Source organism: Bacillus sp. FSL M7-1020 (assembly GCF_038050415.1).
Classification (GTDB): domain Bacteria; phylum Bacillota; class Bacilli; order Bacillales; family Bacillaceae_G; genus Bacillus_A; species Bacillus_A toyonensis.
Genome location: NZ_JBBOTW010000001.1, coordinates 240,184 through 261,556, shown reverse-complemented (window position 1 = coordinate 261,556; position 21,373 = coordinate 240,184). Strand labels below are relative to the sequence as shown.

The 21,373-nt window shown below is 34.7% G+C and carries 15 protein-coding genes, 1 pseudogene and 1 riboswitch; of the genes and pseudogenes, 2 read left to right on the top strand and 14 right to left on the bottom strand.

Annotated features, from left to right (window positions below):
• Window positions 1-4: 4 nt before the first annotated feature.
• A complete protein-coding gene (gene thiM / locus MHB70_RS01265; protein ID WP_001056099.1) occupies window positions 5-814 on the bottom strand; it encodes a hydroxyethylthiazole kinase in 810 nt (269 codons plus the stop codon).
• 72 nt (window positions 815-886) lie between these two features.
• Window positions 887-996, bottom strand: a riboswitch (TPP riboswitch).
• 190 nt (window positions 997-1,186) lie between these two features.
• On the opposite strand from thiM, the gene topB reads away from it, so the two are divergent.
• The gene (gene topB, locus MHB70_RS01260; RefSeq protein WP_061529440.1) at window positions 1,187-3,376 is read left to right on the top strand and encodes a DNA topoisomerase III; all 2,190 of its coding nucleotides are present in this window, start codon (window positions 1,187-1,189) and stop codon (window positions 3,374-3,376) included.
• A gap of 35 nt (window positions 3,377-3,411) precedes the next feature.
• Here topB and MHB70_RS01255 read toward each other — a convergent pair whose 3' ends face one another.
• The 4 genes from MHB70_RS01255 to MHB70_RS01240 all read right to left on the bottom strand — a co-directional run bounded on the left by MHB70_RS01255 (window position 3,412) and on the right by MHB70_RS01240 (window position 10,847).
• Complete coding sequence (locus MHB70_RS01255) at window positions 3,412-6,237, bottom strand: YhgE/Pip domain-containing protein (protein WP_000810063.1); 2,826 nt, start codon at window positions 6,235-6,237, stop codon at window positions 3,412-3,414.
• Window positions 6,238-6,542: 305 nt separating this feature from the next.
• Window positions 6,543-7,334 (bottom strand): endonuclease/exonuclease/phosphatase family protein, encoded by a 792-nt coding sequence (locus MHB70_RS01250; RefSeq protein WP_000772006.1) that lies wholly within the window; start codon window positions 7,332-7,334, stop codon window positions 6,543-6,545.
• Window positions 7,335-7,338: 4 nt separating this feature from the next.
• The gene (locus MHB70_RS01245) at window positions 7,339-8,976 is read right to left on the bottom strand and encodes a PTS transporter subunit IIBC (protein WP_000705554.1); all 1,638 of its coding nucleotides are present in this window, start codon (window positions 8,974-8,976) and stop codon (window positions 7,339-7,341) included.
• A gap of 206 nt (window positions 8,977-9,182) precedes the next feature.
• Window positions 9,183-10,847 (bottom strand): glycoside hydrolase family 13 protein, encoded by a 1,665-nt coding sequence (locus MHB70_RS01240; protein WP_001044719.1) that lies wholly within the window; start codon window positions 10,845-10,847, stop codon window positions 9,183-9,185.
• A 400-nt stretch (window positions 10,848-11,247) separates the two neighbouring features.
• On the opposite strand from MHB70_RS01240, the gene MHB70_RS01235 reads away from it, so the two are divergent.
• A complete protein-coding gene (locus tag MHB70_RS01235; protein WP_061529441.1) occupies window positions 11,248-12,582 on the top strand; it encodes an FAD-binding oxidoreductase in 1,335 nt (444 codons plus the stop codon).
• Window positions 12,583-12,704: 122 nt separating this feature from the next.
• On the opposite strand, the gene MHB70_RS01230 is transcribed toward MHB70_RS01235, so the two are convergent.
• From MHB70_RS01230 to MHB70_RS31070, 9 genes and pseudogenes are all read right to left on the bottom strand, one after another.
• Window positions 12,705-13,388, bottom strand: coding sequence for a hypothetical protein (locus tag MHB70_RS01230; protein ID WP_000251621.1), 684 nt, complete (start codon window positions 13,386-13,388; stop codon window positions 12,705-12,707).
• 157 nt (window positions 13,389-13,545) lie between these two features.
• Window positions 13,546-14,235 (bottom strand): Crp/Fnr family transcriptional regulator, encoded by a 690-nt coding sequence (locus tag MHB70_RS01225; protein ID WP_001081909.1) that lies wholly within the window; start codon window positions 14,233-14,235, stop codon window positions 13,546-13,548.
• Between the two features lie 200 nt (window positions 14,236-14,435).
• Window positions 14,436-15,398: a carbamate kinase gene (arcC, locus tag MHB70_RS01220; RefSeq protein ID WP_000113959.1), complete on the bottom strand. Its 963-nt coding sequence runs from the start codon at window positions 15,396-15,398 to the stop codon at window positions 14,436-14,438.
• Between the two features lie 37 nt (window positions 15,399-15,435).
• Window positions 15,436-16,851, bottom strand: a complete 1,416-nt coding sequence (gene arcD / locus MHB70_RS01215; RefSeq protein ID WP_000503405.1) for an arginine-ornithine antiporter — start codon at window positions 16,849-16,851, stop codon at window positions 15,436-15,438.
• Window positions 16,852-16,950: 99 nt separating this feature from the next.
• Window positions 16,951-17,949, bottom strand: coding sequence for an ornithine carbamoyltransferase (gene argF / locus MHB70_RS01210; RefSeq protein ID WP_000930304.1), 999 nt, complete (start codon window positions 17,947-17,949; stop codon window positions 16,951-16,953).
• 30 nt (window positions 17,950-17,979) lie between these two features.
• Entirely contained in the window at window positions 17,980-19,212 is a 1,233-nt protein-coding gene (gene arcA, locus MHB70_RS01205; RefSeq protein ID WP_000682324.1) for an arginine deiminase, read from the bottom strand.
• A 269-nt stretch (window positions 19,213-19,481) separates the two neighbouring features.
• Entirely contained in the window at window positions 19,482-19,931 is a 450-nt protein-coding gene (argR, locus tag MHB70_RS01200; RefSeq protein ID WP_000711836.1) for an arginine repressor, read from the bottom strand.
• A gap of 146 nt (window positions 19,932-20,077) precedes the next feature.
• A complete protein-coding gene (locus tag MHB70_RS01195; protein ID WP_406565772.1) occupies window positions 20,078-21,004 on the bottom strand; it encodes a methyl-accepting chemotaxis protein in 927 nt (308 codons plus the stop codon).
• Window positions 21,005-21,019: 15 nt separating this feature from the next.
• Window positions 21,020-21,205: pseudogene (locus MHB70_RS31070) on the bottom strand (HAMP domain-containing protein); the annotation flags it as partial.
• Window positions 21,206-21,373: the final 168 nt, after the last annotated feature.

Here is a 21,373-nt window from a genome sequence, read left to right as displayed (position 1 = left end):
CCCCTTACTCTAACTCCTCAATCTTCCCATACTTCTCAATATCACCGGAAGTTGTATTCGCTAATTGATTTAAAAATTCAATTTGGAAACTACCAGGCCCTTTTTCTACCGTCTTAGCAGCTGCTAGTTCCGCAGCTACACCATAAAATGTTACTGCTGCTACTGCTGCCTTTACATAATCTTTTTCTACCGCAATAAATGCTCCTATTACAGAAGTTAGTAAACAACCCGTTCCAGTAACCTTTGTTAAAATAGAGTGACCGTTTCGAATAAGAATCGTTCGCTCTCCATCTGTAACGACATCTTCTTTTCCAGTAATGACCGCAACTGTATTCAATTCCTCTGCTGTCTGTTTTGCAATATTTACAACATTGCCATTTCCAGTACCAGCATCTACCCCTTTAATTTCCCATCTCTCATTAATAACGTTAGCTACTTCAGCTGCATTCCCACGAATTATCGCTAGATCTATTTCAGCTGGAATATGTCTCGCAACTTCTGTTCGATACGATGTTGCTCCTGCGCCAACAGGATCAAACAATACTGGTACATCATTCGTATTAGCCGACTTACCAGCAAGTAACATCGCTTCTACTTCCTCGGGACGAAGTGTTCCCATATTTAATACTAACGCTCCCGCAATGCTAGCCATTTCTGCTACTTCTTCTTTTGCATACGCCATTACAGGCGATGCCCCTAGTGCTAACAAACCGTTCGCTGTAAAGTTTGTTACAACAACATTTGTAATATTATGAACGAGCGGATTAGATTCCCTCACTAAATCCACTACTTTACTAATTTCTTTCATATTCATCCTTTTCATCTCCTAACTATAATGATGGGAGATACACAAAAAGGCACTTTGCGCGTATGCAAAGTGCCTGAACATGTGCTTTTACACTCTCCCTACGCTGGCATTATCCAACAGGTTCAAATGGTCAATGACGGATTAGTCATACTCTCAGTTTGCATCCACAAACTCCCATGTGTTTCTTATTCATCTACTTCAAAGTCTACTCTTATTCTAGTAAAATAACAAGTTCTTTACTTTTCCGTATAAAGTGAAACTTTAATCAGTGGGAGTTTTGTTCATTCCACTAAAACAGCTCAAACCTCGAGCGAAACTGAATCTCAAGAAAATGTATGCTATATTTAACTTATGGAAATTTGAAAGGATGTTTTTAATATGTCAAAAAGCGTTGTAATCGCTGAAAAACCTTCCGTTGCGCGAGATATTGCTCGTGTACTGAAGTGTGATAAAAAAGGAAACGGTTATCTTGAAGGTAGTAAATATATTGTAACTTGGGCTTTAGGTCATCTCGTTACATTAGCAGATCCAGAAAGCTATGATGTGAAATATAAAAAGTGGAATTTAGAAGACTTACCGATGCTACCGGAGCGTTTGAAATTAACGGTTATTAAACAAACTGGTAAACAGTTTAATGCTGTGAAAAGCCAGCTACTTAGAAAAGATGTAAATGAAATTATTGTCGCTACAGACGCAGGTCGTGAAGGCGAATTAGTCGCACGCTGGATTATCGATAAAGTTAAGTTGAATAAACCAATTAAACGTTTATGGATTTCTTCTGTAACCGATAAAGCAATTAAAGATGGTTTTGCAAATTTAAAACCAGGTAAGGCATATGACAATTTATACGCTTCAGCAGTTGCACGTTCAGAAGCTGACTGGTATATCGGCCTTAACGCGACTCGAGCTTTAACAACTCGCTTTAACGCTCAACTAAATTGCGGTCGTGTACAAACGCCTACTGTTGCTATGATCGCTAGTCGTGAAGATGAAATAAAAAACTTCAAAGCTCAAACTTACTACGGTATCGAAGCTCAAACAACTGATAAGTTAAAACTAACTTGGCAAGATGCAAACGGTAATAGCCGTAGTTTTAATAAAGAAAAAATTGATGGTATTGTAAAAAATCTAGATAAACAAAATACCACTGTTGTGGAAATTGATAAAAAACAGAAGAAGTCATTCTCTCCTGGTCTTTACGATTTAACTGAATTACAACGTGATGCAAATAAAAAGTTTGGTTACTCTGCTAAAGAAACATTAAACATTATGCAGAAATTATATGAACAACATAAAGTGTTAACGTATCCTCGTACAGATTCACGCTACATTTCATCTGATATCGTTGGAACACTTCCAGAACGTCTAAAAGCGTGCGGTGTCGGGGAATATCGTCCGTTAGCACATAAAGTACTACAAAAGCCAATTAAGCCTAATAAATCATTTGTTGATGATAGTAAAGTAAGCGATCATCACGCAATTATTCCAACAGAAGGATACGTTAACTTCTCATCCTTTACAGATAAAGAGCGTAAAATTTATGATTTAGTTGTGAAACGTTTCTTAGCTGTTTTATTCCCTGCATTCGAATACGAGCAACTAACGTTACGCACAAAAGTTGGTAATGAAACATTCATTGCACGCGGAAAAACGGTTTTACACGCTGGTTGGAAAGAAGTATACGAAAATCGCTTTGAAGACGATGATGTAACTGATGACGTAAAAGAGCAGCTTCTACCTCACATTGAAAAAGGTGATACATTAGCTGTAAAGTTAATTATGCAAACATCAGGTCAAACAAAGCCTCCTGCACGATTTAATGAAGCGACTTTACTTTCAGCAATGGAGAATCCTACAAAATATATGGATACGCAAAATAAACAACTTGCTGATACGTTAAAATCGACTGGTGGATTAGGCACTGTAGCGACACGTGCAGATATTATCGACAAACTCTTCAATTCATTTTTACTTGAAAAGCGTGGTAAAGATATTCACATTACATCAAAAGGCCGTCAGTTACTTGATTTAGTACCAGAAGAGTTAAAATCTCCTACACTAACTGGTGAATGGGAACAAAAACTTGAGGCTATCGCAAAGGGTAAACTGAAAAAAGAAGTCTTCATTTCTGAAATGAAGAACTATACGAAAGAAATTGTTTCTGAAATTAAATCAAGTGATAAAAAATATAAACATGACAACATTTCAACGAAGTCTTGTCCAGACTGTGGTAAACCAATGCTAGAAGTAAACGGCAAAAAAGGAAAAATGCTCGTTTGCCAAGACCGTGAATGTGGTCATCGTAAAAATGTATCTCGTACAACAAACGCTCGTTGTCCACAATGTAAGAAGAAACTAGAACTACGTGGTGAGGGTGAAGGTCAAATCTTTGCATGTAAATGTGGCTATCGCGAAAAATTATCGACATTCCAGGAGCGACGTAAAAAAGAATCTGGAAACAAAGCTGATAAGCGTGACGTTCAAAAATATATGAAACAACAGAACAAAGAAGAAGAACCATTAAATAACCCGTTCGCAGAAGCATTAAAGAAATTAAAATTTGATTAAACAAAAAGGTTCCTACCGGAGGTAGGAACCTTTTTTTAGTGAATGATTTTACTTCCTTTTGCATTCTCAACGAATTTTTCACTTGATTTATTAATTGGTGTTTTCAGTAATAATGCAGCAACAATCATAACTACTACGAAAGCACTTAGTACAAGTAAATCTCTCGTTACGATATCCCAAAGCATTCCACCCACTGTTTCACGAATTGCACTAATTGCATACGTGAATGGTAAGAACGGATAAAGTGCTTGGAAGAACGCCGGTGTCATTTGAATTGGGAATGTTCCGCCCGACCCTGCTACTTGCAGTACAAGTAAAATGATCGCCATCGATTTCCCAACGTTTCCGAAAATAGAAACGAGTGAGTATACGATACAAACGAAGACTCCACCAATAAATAAACTAAATAACACAAACCAGAATTTATCGACTACGTACGTACCGAGTAAGAATATATCTCCCATTGATACGATAAACGCTTGTGAAAGACCTATCGTTAAGAATGTTAATAAACGTCCGAAGTAAACTTCATGGCTCTTATAATTTGCGCCCTCTTCATGTACTTCTACTGTTAATAATGAAACCATTAATAATGCGCCTACCCATAATGCAAGCACTGTATAGAATGGTGACATCGCTGAACCGTAGTTCGGCATCGCAAATAATTTATTCTCTTTTAAATTTACTGGATTTGCAAAGTAATCACTTTGCTTTTCAACATCATTTTTCAATAGGCGTATGATGTCTTTTAAATCTTCTTCAGATTCAAAATCACGAATTTTATCTGCTAATTCTTTAATCTTTTTCTCAGTCTCCGGCATTTCGGCTTTAATGTCTGCTAATTTCTTTCTACCGTCTACTAAGCCTTTTGATGAATCTTCTAGTAATTTTTTAACATCTGGAAGCTTTTTGTCTGCTTCGCTTAAAATTTGAGTTGTGTTTTTAGACATACGTTTCGTACGTTCAATTGCTGTATTAAAGTTTGGAACGATTTCTGAATCATATGTTGCTAAGAAATCTCCTAATTGAGCTGAGGCATTTTTAGTTGCTTCATTAATACTTTCTACAACCTCTTTTGTAGGCTTCTGTCCATTGTTAATTAATGTAGTTGCCTTATTTGTTGCATCTATACCTTTTTGAACAGCATTTTGTGCTTTATTCAATTTTGCAATTCCATTATTAAGGTTTTTGTCACTATTTACATCTGCTAATACCTTATTTGTGCTTTCTAGAACCGGAATCGCATCACCAATTAGATTCTTAGTAGCTTGTAATTGACCATTTAAATCGTTTAAATATACTTTTGTGCTATCTAATCCATTAACACCTCTATTATTTACGTCTGCTATAATACCTTCAAAAGTATTTTTTGCCTTATCATATTCATTTTTCACAGTATCGTATGCTCCATTTGCATCAGCTTTCGCTTGATCAACTGTGCTAACTGCTTTTTTATAATCTGCTACAAATGTTTCATTATAATCTTTTTCCGCTTGATCAATTAATCCATTTGCTGCATCTAATTTTTGATTTGCTGCATCTGTTACATCTTTCTTTACTTCTTGTCCTGTACCAATAACATTTACAATATCTTTAATACCGTTGTTTGCATTTTCCATACCGCTTTTCAGCTTAGTTAAGCGATCCACTCGCCCTTGGAAAAAGCTTTGACCAAAATCAGTCGTAGCCGATTTTTGAAGTTCAGTAAATACATTAATAAGGTATGCAACACTATCTGTACGACCTTGAAGATTTTCAGAAACCGCATTAAGATCTTGCTTTGCCTTTTCTGGATCAAACTGACCATTTTGCAATCCGTTTACAACACTTTTCCCGTATGTTGTTCCTGCACGTGCCGAGTTCAAAACATTATTCACTGTTTGATTAATATTTCTTGCAATATTTTTATAACCTTCATCATTCAACTTTGAAAGGTCCGGACGCGCTGGAAACTCAGGTAATCCCTTCATACCAGAAAGGTCTATCCCTGGATTCATTAAAAAGTTCGTAAACGTATTTGCTTTGTCCATTACATCTTTAGCCGTTGTTAAATGATTTCGTATCGTCCCAGGAGCATTTTGCAATGTTTGATCGTTGTTTGCAAAGAACTTATCTAAATTCCCTAACGCTTCTTGCCCATCATTAATAACACTTTCTACAACCGGTAACTCTTTTTGTGCTACTTTCACAACATCTTCTGCTCGAGTCGCATCATCTAACGCCTTATCCATAAGTGTATTCATTTCTGGGAACTGCGCTTCTAACTTAAATACAAGATCTTTTACTTTCTCGATGCTTGGTAAGTTTGTTTCTAAATCGATTCCAAGGTCATTGAAAATTTTAAAAATCTCACCGTTTGCTGTTTTAACAAAGTTTTTACTAATTTCTTCTGTAATACCTGATGCACCTTTTGCTGTAATTTTCGGTGCAATCGCATTTACTTTTTCATTCACATAGTAATCCAGTTCTGGTTTCTTTGGATTTTCATCCAGAACAGTTGCAATTTTTTCAGAGAAGTCTTTCGGAATCGTAATGCTCGCATAATAATCCCCACGCTCAACTCCGTAAATTGCTTGTTTTTCATCTACAAATTTCCAGCCAAGATTTTTGTTTTTCTTAAGAGAATCTACAATCTCGTCCCCGATATTGATATCTTTCCCTCTTAAATTAGAGCCTGCATCTTGGTTAGAAACTGCAATGGGAACTTCTTTTGTATTTCCATATGGATCCCAAGAAGCTTTAATGTTAAACCATGCATATAACGATGGTAAAATCATTAACCCTAAAACAATAACAATTGCAGCCCAATGTTTAGCTACATTCCGTAAATCTGTCTTATAAATACGCCAAATTTGTTTCATAGAAGTTATCACCTAATTATATATTTTTCCTTCTTTAGAAAATGATACATACATTTTGCAATTATATCACTTTCTACATCGTGGATTAAACGAAAACACACTATTTTTTCCATTAAATATTTCACTTACTTCATTATATAACGAAGTAAAAAAAGTATGCATACAAAATGACCAAATTAGTTTTACATTCAATAATAACAAATATATAGGAAATGTCATAAAAAATACAAGTATTTTCTCTTGGAAATACTTGTATTCCTAAAAAAAATCCTCACAGCTTTTATTACCTGTGAGGATTTCTTCTATTATATATCTAATTGAACCTCTACACCGAAATGATCTGAAATTACATTTCGGTTTGTACCATTAAAAATAACTTTTGAAGAACGAACTCTTTTACTTTGGTTACACACTATTAAATCGATTCGCAAATTATGTTTATTTTCATCCCAACCAGCAATCTCGCCTTGGACAGTTGTTCCTTCATCCTTCTCTATCGCTAGTTCGTATGTGTCGTACAAACCTTTTTGCATCAAATATTCATAACCTTCACCCTGCAAACGAGCATTATTATTAAAATCCCCCATTAAGAAGGAAAGCTCATTGCTATCTACACGCTCCATCAAACGATCGACTTGACCTTGGAATGATTCTTCTTCATCATTCCACCAACCTAGATGGCAAGAATAAAACGTTATATCCTTACCATTATAAGCAATTGTTGCACTTACAATTTTACGTGTTTTCCAATACGTTGTATCTTTATTTTCTGATATAAAGAACGTATCTTCTTTTATAATAGTATGCTTTGTTATAATCGCTAATCCTTCTTCGTACACATCATAACCAATATGAGAGAAATCCCAAGTAATATTGTAATCTTTTACATGTAACGCTTTTAACTCTTCTAATAGTAAAAGTCCAAAATTATCTTTTTTCTTGTTACCGCATACATTTTCAGCTTGTATCGACTGACTGACTTCTTGCAATGCGATGACATCGTATTCTTCTTCTTGAATGACTTTAGCAAGATATTTTATCTTTTCCATTTGATTCTCTTCTTGCCAAGAGTGACAGTTTAAAGTTAGCAATTTCATATTATTACGCACCTAACATATCTTGAATGTCTGACTTTAATACGTCAGCTTTCGGACCATATACTGCTTGTACACCTTTATCTTTTACGATTAGTCCTAAAGCACCATTTTGTTTCCACTGCGCTTCTGGTGCAACAACATCTAAATCTTTTACTGTTACACGTAAACGCGTCATACAAGCATCTACGTCAGCAATATTTTCTTTTCCACCTAATAAATCAATAACTTTTGTTGCTAATGAACCATCTTGTACATTTCCTGTTCCTTCTGATGACTCATCTTCATTATCAATATAGTTACCTGCACGTCCTGGTGTTGGTAAATTGAACTTTTTAATTAAGAAATTGAATAATGTAAAGTTAAGACCGAAGAATACTAATGAAACGATAACGAAATTGATTAAATCTCTTGTTAGTCCTGCATTAACCATCATCGGTGTACGAGTAATTAACTCAATAAATCCAAATGCGTGAACACGTAAGTTGATTAAATCTGCTAATGCAAATGCAAGTCCTGTTGTAATAGCATATACAACATATAGTACTGGTGCAATAAACATGAACATGAATTCAATTGGTTCTGTTACACCTGTTAAAAATACTGCTAATGCTGCTGATAAGAACATTGGTTTATATTTTGCACGTTTTTCTTTATCAACATTACGGAACATCGCAAAAGCAATCCCCATTAACGCTGCTGTTGAGCCGATAACTTGTCCAGCTTTGAAACGAGCTGGTACAACGTTATTTAATAAATCGTTATATGCTTTCGTATCTCCACTTGCTAATAAATTATTTAAGTCTGTAATCCATGCAAGCCATAATGGATCTTGTCCTGCTACAATTTGTCCAACTTTTGAGCCAGTTAACATCGTATATGTTCCGCCTAGCTCTGTGTAATTCATCGGAATCGTTAACATATGATGTAATCCGAATGGTAATAATAAACGTTCTAACGTTCCATATACAAATGGCGCAACAACTGGCGCACTATCTTTAGATGCTGCAATCCAGCGACCAAATTCATTTAATCCACTTTGGATAAATGGCCATAAAAGTGATAATACAATCGCAGTGACTGTAGACCAAACAATTACAACGAATGGTACGAATCGTTTTCCATTAAAGAATGCTAATGCCTGTGGCAGTTTATTATAGTTATAGTATTTGTTATATAAAGTAGCTCCTAAGAAACCTGTGATAATCCCTACGAAAACTCCCATGTTTAATGCTGGTGCACCAAGTACAGAAGTAAAGTAATCTTTTACAACTAAATCTCCTGCTAATACTGAAGAAACTGTCGCTTTTGAATCCGCTAACATTTGAGCGTTTACGCCAAATATTGCTCCTGTAATTCGATTTGTTAAGACGAATGCTAATAGTGCTGCAAATGCACCACCTGCGCGATCCTTCGCCCAAGATCCCCCAATTGCTACTGCAAATAAAATGTGTAAATTTGTAATAATTGCCCAACCGATGTCTTCCATTACACGAGCAATAGTATGAACTGCGTTAATATCCCCAGCAGACATTCCAATTAGCTTACCGATGGAAATCATTAAACCAGCTGCTGGCATTACAGCTACAACAACTAATAATGCTTTCCCGAACTTTTGCCAAAAATCAAAAGACGTAATTTTCATCTGTTCTTCCTCCCCTTTATTTATAACAACATAATGATTTAAATTATAATTTCTGTTTCTCTTATGAAAACGATTCCTCATATTGCTTTATCTTTTTTTGTTACGCAACCGTTTTCATAAATCTATTTTAATAAAAGCGTTTTCACATTGCAATAGAAATTTATTTTTTTTCATAAAAAAAGATGCTCAAGGAGCATCCTTTTTTATTATGAAATGCGATAAACCCTTGTTTCATAAGGTTTTAACGTGATTGTAGTTAATTGTTCATGTTCCGCAACTTCATAGTTATTTAAAAGCAAACGTTTGCGTTCTAGTGCGAATAAAGGCTCATTATACACAGCTTCCTCTTTTGAGATATTACTAATTACAATGACTTTTTCATCCTGTAACGTACGTGTATATGCATAAATTTGTGGATCGTCCTCTAAAAGTAAATCGTACGTACCATAATTCAATACATCGTGCTCTTTTTTCAAGGCAATCATTGTCTTATAGAAATTGAAAATAGACTTTTCGTCATTTTTTTGCTTTTCAACATTAATTTCTTCGTAATTTGGATTCATGCCAAACCAAGGTGCATTTGTTGTGAAACCAGCATTCATCTCATCGTTCCACTGCATAGGTGTACGTGAATTATCACGGCAAGAAGCCCATATAATTTCCATCATATCTTGATGTGATACGCCTTCTGCAATTTTCTCTCGATATAAATTTTTAATTGCTACATCATCGTAATCTTCAATATTTGGTAACTGAACATTTGTCATACCAATTTCTTGTCCTTGATAAATAAACGGTGTACCGTGCATAAAGAAATACATCGCTCCTAGCGCTGTTGCACTTTCACGCCAATATTGTTTATCATCTCCCCACGTTGAAACGATACGTGGCTTATCGTGATTCTCGATATATAAAGCATTCCATCCTTTATTCTCTAATCCTTTTTGCCATTTCGTTAATACCTTTTTCAATCCTACAACATCAAGATCTTTCTTCTTTTCTGCATCCCATAAGCTTAAATGTTCAAACTGGAATACCATATTGAATTTACCTTGCTCTTCTCCAACCCAAAGCTCAGCATCTTCAATCTTAACGCCATTCGCTTCACCAACAGTCATAATATCGTACTTAGAAAATGTATTTTCTTTTAACTCTTCTAATAAAGGTTGAATACCATCCACATTCATATGTTTATCAAAAGATGGTACATACTTTAATTCTTTTGGATTTGGCATATCGTTGAAGCCATCTTCTTTTTTAATATGGCTAATTGCATCAACACGGAAACCATCAATTCCCTTATCAAGCCACCAATTAACTGTATTGTATAACACTTCACGAACTTCTTTATTCTCCCAGTTTAAATCTGGTTGTTTACGTGAGAATAAATGTAAATAATATTGTTCTGTTACTTCATCATATTCCCATGCCGAACCATTAAAAATACTTTCCCAGTTGTTTGGTTCCGCACCATCTTTACCATCATGCCAAATGTACCAATCACGCTTCGGATTGTCTTTAGATGAACGAGATTCAATAAACCATGGATGTTCATCACTCGTATGATTAATAACTAAATCAATAATAAGCTTCATGTCACGCTTATGAACTTCATCTAATAAAGCATCAAAATCCGCCATTGTACCAAACTCATCCATAATATCTTGATAATCACTAATATCATAACCATTATCATCATTGGGAGACTTATACATTGGACAAATCCAAATTACATCTATACCTAAATCTTTTAAATAATCCAGCTTTGCAATAATACCTTGTAAATCTCCAATACCATCACCATTTGAATCCATAAAGCTTCGTGGATAAATTTGATAAGCAACTGCTTCTTTCCACCATGTCTTATTCATAGTCATTCTCTCCTTTTGCATCCCATCGGAAATTTTATGCAAACGTTTTCGTAACACTATCATAACAAAATATGAATAGTTTGCAACTGTTTTCATTGAACTCTATGTAGATTCCTTATTCTTATGCTTTATCCCGCTATTGGCCGGGCAGTAAGAACCCCACCTCAAAATTCAGCGAAAGCAAAGAAGTTCGGTGGGGATCGGGCTGCCCGTTAAAGTCCGATTGGTGAAGGCTAATAATCAGTGGGGGAGGAACAAAACTCCCACTGATTATTAGCCTTCACTTTATTTATTTCTCACAAAGGTAAATCTCATTCTTACCTGCTCTTGTCCACGCACGTTACATACGCTTTTCATATATTAATAAAAAGCACTGCTTATTTTAGAAAGGAGTGATAAATTGAAACAAACAAAATTAACAGGTCGTATCGTTGTTCCCTCAGATCCTGACTATGACGTAGCCCGAATGAATTTAAATTTAAGTATTCCAAAACTCCCTTGTATTATTGTTTTTTGCCAAAATAAAAATGATGTGTGTAATGCCTTAAAATGGGCACGTGAACGTCATATACCATTTCGCTTAAGAAGCGGACGTCATAGCTATGAAAATTTTTCTCTTTTAAATAGAGGACTTATTATTGATGTGAGTGAAATGCATCGCATTACTGTTAATACAAATAAATTAACAGTAACAATTGAAGCTGGTGCAAATCTTGGCACGGTTTATAAAGAGCTTTGGAATTATGGTGTTACAATACCGGCTGGTACAAGTGCAAGTGTTGGAATTGTTGGATTAACACTTGGTGGTGGTATCGGTATGCTTTCACGCTTATTTGGATTAACATGTGATCAATTAGTAGAAGTTGAAATGGTACAAGCATGCGGTAAATTGAGCGCAAAAATCATTCGTGCAAACGAACAAGAAAACCCTAACTTGTTTTGGGCGTGCCGCGGCGGTGGTGGTGGAAACTTCGGAATTGTTACTTCTTTAACTTTTCGAGTACATCCTATAAAAAATGTATCAATCTTCTCCATCACATGGGAATGGGAAGATTTTATCGCTGCATTTCAAGCTTGGCAAAACTGGGCGCCTTATATAGACGAACGTCTCACTTCATCAATTGAATTATTCGCAAAGCAACAAAATAAAATTGAGGCACAAGGTGAGTTTGTTGGCTCTCCCTCTGAACTCCATTCCTTATTATCACCGCTTCTTGAAACTGGTACCCCCTCTCTCTTTATAGATGAAGTTCCTTATATAAAGGCTGTTGAATTTTTTAACAGTGGCAACATCCCTGAAAACTTCAAACGGTCCGGTTCCTACGTATATAAACCTATCCCTCTTAAAGGCATTCAGATTATGCAATATTTTCTTTCTCATGCACCAAATAAAGATGCGAGTATTTGGCACCAATCGCTCGTAGGTGCTGTGGAAAATATTTCGCCTACTGAAACAGCTTATTTCCATCGCAAAGCAATTATTGCGCAAGAATACATTACTTCTTGGAAATGCGATGATGAAGAAAATCGAAATATACACTGGGTTAAAGATTTAAGAGAAAACTTAAATCCTTATACGCTAGGTGATTATGTCAATTGGCCCGATATCGACATTAAAAATTGGCAAACTAGTTATTATGGCTCTAACTTTCAAAGATTACGTAAAGTGAAAACCATATATGATCCTTGCAATGTTTTTCGTTTTCAACAAAGTATCCCACCCTTTCATACGTAAAAAAGGGGATAAAATAAAAAATCATCCAATATGCCGTTACCTCGCAGCATGTTGGATGATTCAAGTTGATTTTCTATATCGTTTCAAATTATTGCTCCTACTCATAACCTTTCAATTACGGATTAATTGTATTTCTCATCATTTTTATGCAATGAATGTAATTTTATATTTGGTACTTTATCTTTCTCAATACCGGTATTATAAGCAACAGGAATTTGAAATTCGAATTGCTTTGTCTCATGTTTTTGTAAATAGACTGGTTTCGGTACTGGATAACTTTTGGAAGTCTCTGTTGCATTATCATATAAAACAATTTTTAATGCTTGTGAATGATTACGATAATTTTTTAAAGTAACAATGCACTTTTGTTCAATATCCCCCCCATTTTTCTCCATTCTACATTGACTATCTTCTTTTTTATATTCTATCGCCTCTACCCCTGTTTTTCCTGCGTAGTACCATGTTTTATTCAATGTCTGGAGGATGTTATTTAGCATAAAAGGCATCATTAAAATCAAAATACTAATGCCTACTACTTTTATCTTATTCATTGTTCTAAATGTACTAGCTTTCTTTTTTACTAACCATTTTACAAATAATATAAATGCGATTACATGTAGTATGAAAGAAACGATTACTATATTTGAGACTTTATAATCCATATAAGTATATGTATATACCGGAACATTAAAGAAATTGAATAGTTTTTCCCCAATTAATTCATTATCGTTTGGAATTTTTAATAATAACAAAACCCCTATACTGTAACAAATAGCTACTAATCGATCATACTCAATTCGGACCATTCTTTCTCTCCTTCCCCTTACTTTTTTATTATCGATTTTAGCTATTATTACCATGCTATACAATCTTTTTATAGAGGATAACGTAAAAAAGCTCCTTATAAATATATAAAGAACTTTATTAATATACAGTATGAATTAGAAAATCCATATGCAATTTTCACATAGAGATTTCCTCAAAATATGTTGGATTATGTATTGTAATTTTTTTATCCAGAATTGTAACAATACTATCGTTTTTTAATTGTTTTAATACGCCGCTAACCGTCTCTCGAGACGTACCAGATATTTTCGATATTTCAATTGTTGTAAGTGGGCATGAAATTACAATCGTTTCGCCACTCTGTTCTCCTAAATCTTGCATTAAATAATTTAATGTTTGAATGACTCGATCTTGTGCATTAGGAATTGTAATGTTTTGCACTCGATTTTCGTTTAGTTTTAATATTGATGATAATTGCTGAACAACGTACATTAATTGCGTCCTACTAGATTTCACCATATCTTCAAAAATTACTGTCGGAATATAATATACCTCTACATCTGTCATCGCTTCTGCCGTATAGTTATATCCTCTGTCTGTAAACATACCACCATAAGGAAAAATAGAATACCGCTTTACATAGTCATCATATAATAAATTTCCACTTTGATTTACCCGCTCTAACTTTACAAAACCATCTAACATGAAGTAAATTCTTTCTCTTGAATCCCCTTCTAAAAATAAAAATTGACCCTTTTTATAAGTTCGCCAATAGACAAACTCCGTCAAACCTTTCAATTTCTTTTCTGTTAAATGAGCAAATAATTCAAATTGCTTTAAATCTTTAACTACGTTCCGTCTATTCATAAGATTCCCTCTCTCTTGCTGTATGTTGGAGCGAAAAATCAAGAAAGCGTATTCAGATTTAATTTTATCATAATTAACTTATATATTCAGATTTCATCATGAAAACTTTATGAACAATGAGTACAAAAAATATTAATACATAAAAAGAATGAAGTTACTAACTCCATTCTTTTTTACTAATAAATAGCGTACATAATTATTTAAACATACATGCATACATTCTGTTTAGAAATAATAGTACCAGCTTTTTCTTCTAGTGCTTCATATACTTTTTCTAAAGACGTAATAATTGTTTTTCTTTTTGGATTTGTATTAACAAAATTAATAGCAGCTTCAATTTTTGGAAGCATACTTCCCGCAGCAAATTGTTGTTCTTCCATGTATTCTTCTAATTGATTCACTGTGACATGCTCTAATTTCTTTTGATTCAGTTGATTATAATTTACATACACATGATCAACTGCAGTTAAAATTACGAGCGTATCGGCTTCTACTAATTCAGCTAATTTCTGCGCAGCGAAATCTTTATCGATAACCGCTTCAGTTCCTTTTAACCCTTCTTCAGAATCAATTACTGGAATTCCACCACCACCAACAGCTATCACTATATTTCCATCCTCAACTAAAGAATTAATTACTTTATGTTCATGAATACTTACAGGCTTCGGTGATGGAACAACACGTCTCCACCCTCTGCCAGCATCTTCTTTAAACACTGCTTTTGTTTCTTCCATTAATCTTCTGGCCTCTTCTTCTGTATAAAAAGGACCAATTGGTTTAGTTGGATTTTTAAATGCCTCATCTTTTTCATCCACGACAACGCGTGTTATAACCGTTGCTACGTCTTTTTTTATATTCCTTTTTTTCAATGCCTTTTCAATCGCATTTTCCATCCAATATCCAATCATCCCTTGGCTCATTGCACCACAAGTATCTAATGGCATTGCAGGTGTCTTTTCCGTTTCTGCAGCTTTTTGCTGTAATAAAATATTTCCCACTTGTGGACCATTTCCATGCGCAATTACTATATCTACATCATTTTCCATTATTTTCACAAGTTGTTCCGCTGTTTTTTCTAACGCTTCTTGCTGTGCTCCCGCAGTAGCTTTTCCAGACTGTATCGCATTTCCCCCTAGTGCAACTACAATTTTTCTTCGTGCCATATTTCAGCCCTCCAGTTGATTTCGATTTCACAACGCTTTATAAAGTAATACTGCCTGTAATTAATCCATAAATCGCAAAGAATGCTAAAGCACCAATTGCTACCGATGATGCTAATTCCACTCGAGTAAATATTTGCTTCGAACTCTTTTGCCTTTGAACATTGTAAAAAATAAAAATACCTGGCGCATATAAAGTCATTGTTAATAATAAATACTCTAAACCAGCTGCATAAACTAACCACACACCGTACATACTTGCTATCAAACCAATTATTATATTTTTATTTCGATCCGCTTCTTCAGACTTTAAGCTATGCTTCAGTTGATAAAATGCTGAAAAAGCATATGGGATTAAAATAGCTGAAGATGCTAATGAGAATGCAAAGTTATACGCCTGATCGGAAACGACGAATGTTAATAAGAACATTTGAATTAAGCCATTTGTTATCCATAATGAATTTATTGGAGCTTTATTTTTATTTTCTTTTGCAAACCATTTTGGAAATACTCCATCTTTAGCCGCCAAATACGGAATTTCAGATGCGAGTAAAGTCCAACCTAACCAAGCACCTAATACAGAGATAACTAAACCTAAATTAATAAAGATAGCACCCCATTTTCCAACAACACTTTCAAATAAATAAGCCATAGACGGATTTTTTAAATTAGCAATATCTGCTTGCTGCATAAGTCCAAGAGACAGTAATGTAATTAAAATGTAAATGATGAGTGTACCAATTAAGCCAATAACCGTTGCTTTCCCTACATCACTTCTATTTTTTGCTCGACTTGATAAAACAACAGCCCCTTCTACCCCAATGAACACCCATAAAGTTACAAGCATTGTACTTTTAACTTGGCTGCCAACTGCTCCCCATGAAAAAGAACCAGTTTGTCCCCAAAATCCATCTAGGAACGTATCAATATGAAACGCGAAGATTCCTATAACAATAAATACAAATACAGGTACTAATTTTGCGATTGTAGTTACTAAATTCACAAGTGCTGCTGATTGAACTCCACGTAAAATTAACATGTGAACACACCATAATAATACGCTTGCACCAATAATGGATGCTACATTTTGACCGCCCTCAAAGATTGGGAAGAAATACCCTAATGAAGAAAACAATAATGTGCCGTAAGCTACATTACCAAGCCAGGCAGATAGCCAATATCCCCACGCACTATTAAATCCCATAAAATTCCCAAATCCTGCTTTTGCATAACTAAAAATACCACCATCTAAATCTGGCCGTTTTACAGTTAGATTTTGAAAAGATAATCCAAGCGCAATCATCCCAATTCCTGTTATAACCCAACCAATAATAATGGCTCCAGCACCAGCACCTTTTGCCATATCACTTGCTAAATTAAATGCTCCACCGCCAATCATAGACCCCACTACAAGCGCCGTTAATGTAAACAACCCTAATTTCTTATCTTCACCCATTCCACTCACCTCTCTTTAATTGCAATAACAATACGAAAGCAATAGTGAATGATAGTGTCTAAAGGAGGAGAAAGAAGAAAGGAAGACTCCCTTTCTTCTTTACTCCATGTTTCCTAAAGTAGCTGCCATAACCGCTTTAATTGTATGCATTCTATTTTCAGCCTGATCAAATACTTTTGAATGTTTACTGCGGAATACTTCGTCAGTTACCTCCATTTCTCTCAGCCCATATTTCTCATAAACTTCCTCACCATACATCGTTTCAACATCATGGAATGCGGGTAAACAATGTAAGAAAATCACGTTTTCATTCCCTGTTTCTTTAATCATTTTCATATTTACTTGATAAGGTTTCAATAACTCGACACGTTCAGCAAATTTTTCTTCTTCTCCCATAGACACCCATACATCTGTATAAATTACATCTGCATTTGCAACAGCTTCTTCCACATTACTTGTTATCATTACCTGTTCATTATATTTTTTTGCTAAATCAATTACTTCTTGCTCTGGCCATAAAGATTCCGGTGTACAAATACGTACATCCATTCCAACAATCGCTCCACCAACTAGTAAACTATTAGCAACATTATTTCGTCCATCTCCAACGTAAACAAGCTTCACATTTTTTAATTTCCCTACATGTTCTCTAATTGTTAATAAATCTGCAAGTGTTTGTGTTGGATGCCACATATCTGTTAATCCATTCCAAACCGGTACACCAGAATTTTGTGCTAAAGATTCTACAGTTTCATGATTAAATCCACGAAACTCAATTCCGTCAAACATACGTCCTAACACTTTTGCTGTATCCTCAACGGATTCTTTTTTTCCAAGCTGAATATCACCTTTCCCTAAATATTCAGGGTTCGCACCTAAATCTGTACATGCTACTGTAAATGCACATCGCGTACGAGTAGAGGTTTTTTCAAATAATAGCGCTACATTTTTACCTTCTAAATAATGATGTGGGACACCGTTTTTCTTTTTCTCTTTTAATTCTGCTGCTAAATCTAGAAAATATAGCAATTCTTCTTGTGTAAAATCTTTTTCAGCTAGAAAACTTCTTCCTTTTAAATTTGGTCTAGTCATTAACATACTTCATCCCTACTTTCTCCGTTATTTATACTAAATATCTTTACGAACAATTGGCATACTCATGCAACGTGGACCCCCACGCCCACGAGATAATTCCGAACTTAGCACCTCAATGACTTCTATACCATGTTCCCGCAATAACGTATTGGATACATAGTTGCGATCATATGTAACAACTACACCTGGCGCAATTGCTAATGTATTAGAACCATCATTCCATTGTTCACGAGCGGAAGCAATTGCATCTCCTCCTCCACAAGGAATAAGAACTAATTCACTTAAACCTAATACCTCTTTTAATGCTTCCATTAAAGAAGTGCGATGTGTAATTTTAAGAGTTTCCACATCTGGACCTTTTTCTAAAATATAAATATTCATATTTCCTTTTGGCCCTTGAATGGCTGGGTGAATTGTAAACTTGTCATAATCAACCATTGTAAACACTGTATCTAAATGCATAAATGCTCGGCATTTTGGAATTTCTATTGCTAACACTTTCTTAATTTTATTTTGTCGACTAAAAAGATTTTTAGCTAAACGTTCAATTGCTTTAGCTGACGTACGGGCAGATACTCCAATTGCAATTGTTTCTTCATTTAAAATTAGCTCATCGCCACCTTCAATTGGAAACTTATAATCACGATCTAGCCAAATTGGTACATTGTGATTTGCAAATCTTGGATGATATTTAATGATGTACTCCATGAATAATGATTCACGTCTACGCGCCGGTTCTCTCATCTTATTTATCGTTAAGCCATCGCCCACGCTAGCTGCTGGATCACGAGTAAAATATAAATTAGGCATTGGGTCTAAGTAAAACGGATAATGATCTTCCATTAATTCATATAAATGTGTCTTCTTACTTGTTTCAATCTCGTTTTTCCGTACACCACCCATAATTTTTTGAATTAATTCTTCATTTGAAAAGGAAAGTAAATATTCTTTTAAAGTTTGATGTGCAACATTTACGTCAGCCTGTCCTTCTTCTAAAATACGATCAACAAATTCTTCTCGAAGTTTTTTATCTACTAATGCCTCAGCAGCTAGTTTTTCTAAATAAAGAACTTCAACACCCCGATTGCGTAATGTTTGTGCAAAATAATCATGCTCTTTTTGAATAATTGGTAAGTATGGAATATCGTCAAATAATAATTGTTGCAAATAATCTGGCGTTAAGTTTTCCACTTCTTTACCAGGTCGTTTTAATAAAACTGTTTGTAATTCCCCAATCTCTGAAGTAACATGTATCGGATGCTTCATTTGTTGTACCTCCTTTTAAATATGTTTGATGTCTTACAAGTACATAATAAATGCTACGCGCCTTCATCTTTGTGAAAGCATCCACATTATCATTGTGAAATATTAAACAAGTTATTTTTTTAAAATCATATGAATTTGTATTTTTATAACACTTCATCCCGATTTTTCAATAAAAAAACACATATATTACGCATATATGTTGAATATTTAACTTCCGTATTTAAACAAAAATCCTGTTTTTAATTTTTATTAAAAACAGGATTTTGCATCTAAATAATTAAATTTAACCTTTCTTCTAAAATCTCCCTATCTGATTTTGACTGAGAAATGATAAGGCATGTATCATTTCCACATACACATCCTATTTTTTCTTTCCAATCTAGCTCATCAAACAAAACACCAATAACATGTGCATTACCGGGTAATGTTTTAATAACCATTAATTGATCTACACAATCAATTTTTACAACAACCTCTCGTAATTTTTTCTTTAACTTTATATCAGTTTGTAAATGCTCTTCTGAGAAAAATTTATATATCATTAATCCTTCTTGAGAAGGTACCTTCGTTAAATTTAACTCACGAATATCTCGAGAAACTGTAGCTTGTGTTACTAATACATCTTTTTTTGCTAACAATTCTACTAATCTTTCTTGCTTCTCTATTTCATACTCCTTTACAAATTGTTTAATTAATCGTTGTCTTTTTTCTTTTTTCATAAAAGACACCCCTTTTAATATTATAGCTCGCTATAATTTTCATCCGAAAGGGACAGAAAAGAATGTTGCGGAAACGTTCATAGTTTAACTGTAAATATTAAATCAAACTAAATAAAAAAGAGAAGAACAGCATTCTGTTCTTCCTTTTACATTGAAAACCGTTCAATTGTTTGTTTTAAATCCGCTGATTGCTTCTCTAAGTCTTTTAATAATTGATCGATTGCTATCATATTTTTAGACTGTTGCAACGTCACACGTGCCACTTCTTGTGAACCAGCTGACGTTTCTTCCGCAATTGCTGCTACAGCCTTTGTTTGTGCTCCTGTTTGATAAATGTGATTCACTTGTTCATTCATATAATTACTAATTTGCTTAGTTGCATCGGCTACTTCCATAACACTTGATGACATTTCTTTTAAAATTAATTCTGTAGCTTCTCCGCGTTTTGCCTCTTCTTTAGCTGTCTTCACCTGCTCTGTCATTTTCAATGCGACTTGCTGTACTTCATCTTGCATATTCCGTAATAACTGCGATATGTTTCTTGCGGAATGATCACTTTCATCAGCAAGTTTACGTACTTCTTCTGCTACAACCGCAAAGCCCCTTCCATGCTCTCCTGCACGAGCTGCCTCAATAGAAGCGTTGAGTGCTAATAAATTTGTTTGGCTAGCAATCTCACTCACAACAGAAACAATGTGTTCAACTTGTTTCATTCGCTCTTCTAATTTCTGTACATTTTCCATCGAATCTTCATTTTCTCTCGCCAATGTTTGAATACCTTGAATTAAAGAAGTAAAGACACGTGTACTTTGTCCTAAAGCTTGAACCATTTCTGAAGACAACTCGTCAGACTGTTTTGCTTTTCCTTCTACTTCATTTGCAATAGAAGTCGTTGTATCAACAGTAGAAACGATCGCTTGAATCGATGCTGCTGATTGCTCGGCACCGGAAGAAATCTCCGCAAGGGTTTCAGACACACCTTGTGCTTGCTTTGTCGCTTCACCTGTTTGTTTTCTAATTTGCTGAACTTGATTATTTGTATACGAAAATGTAGTATCGATATTTTTTACCATGCCCCTTAAGTTCCCTAGCATCATATTAAATGCAACACTTAAAGATTTTATCTCATCATCGGTCTTTGGCAATGGGACATCTTCACGAATATCACCTTCAGCCGCTTTCCTTGCTGCTTCTTCCAACTTTCGAAGTGGTTTAATTAAAAATATTGCTGCCCCATACGCTAAAATTCCAGACCATACTACACCTAATAACATAACGATAATATTATAAACAGTTTGACTTACATAACTTTGAAAATAATCATATATAACGTAAATGAAAATTAAACTTGTTGAATATGTAATGAAAGCTAGAATTGTAGTAAATAACATAAGCTGTATACGCAAGCCAAAGGAAAATGTTTTTCTTTCTTTTCCCATCTC

Bases quoted from the DNA above. Each gene is read 5' to 3' on its own strand.
- thiM (WP_001056099.1), bottom strand. From the start codon at position 814: ATGAATATGAAAGAAATTAGTAAAGTAGTGGATTTAGTGAGGGAATCT.
- topB (WP_061529440.1), top strand. From the start codon at position 1,187: ATGTCAAAAAGCGTTGTAATCGCTGAAAAACCTTCCGTTGCGCGAGAT.
- MHB70_RS01255 (WP_000810063.1), bottom strand. From the start codon at position 6,237: ATGAAACAAATTTGGCGTATTTATAAGACAGATTTACGGAATGTAGCT.
- MHB70_RS01250 (WP_000772006.1), bottom strand. From the start codon at position 7,334: ATGAAATTGCTAACTTTAAACTGTCACTCTTGGCAAGAAGAGAATCAA.
- MHB70_RS01245 (WP_000705554.1), bottom strand. From the start codon at position 8,976: ATGAAAATTACGTCTTTTGATTTTTGGCAAAAGTTCGGGAAAGCATTA.
- MHB70_RS01240 (WP_001044719.1), bottom strand. From the start codon at position 10,847: ATGAATAAGACATGGTGGAAAGAAGCAGTTGCTTATCAAATTTATCCA.
- MHB70_RS01230 (WP_000251621.1), bottom strand. From the start codon at position 13,388: ATGGTCCGAATTGAGTATGATCGATTAGTAGCTATTTGTTACAGTATA.
- MHB70_RS01225 (WP_001081909.1), bottom strand. From the start codon at position 14,235: ATGAATAGACGGAACGTAGTTAAAGATTTAAAGCAATTTGAATTATTT.
- arcC (WP_000113959.1), bottom strand. From the start codon at position 15,398: ATGGCACGAAGAAAAATTGTAGTTGCACTAGGGGGAAATGCGATACAG.
- arcD (WP_000503405.1), bottom strand. From the start codon at position 16,851: ATGGGTGAAGATAAGAAATTAGGGTTGTTTACATTAACGGCGCTTGTA.
- argF (WP_000930304.1), bottom strand. From the start codon at position 17,949: ATGTTAATGACTAGACCAAATTTAAAAGGAAGAAGTTTTCTAGCTGAA.
- arcA (WP_000682324.1), bottom strand. From the start codon at position 19,212: ATGAAGCATCCGATACATGTTACTTCAGAGATTGGGGAATTACAAACA.
- argR (WP_000711836.1), bottom strand. From the start codon at position 19,931: ATGAAAAAAGAAAAAAGACAACGATTAATTAAACAATTTGTAAAGGAG.
- MHB70_RS01195 (WP_406565772.1), bottom strand. From the start codon at position 21,004: ATGGTAAAAAATATCGATACTACATTTTCGTATACAAATAATCAAGTT.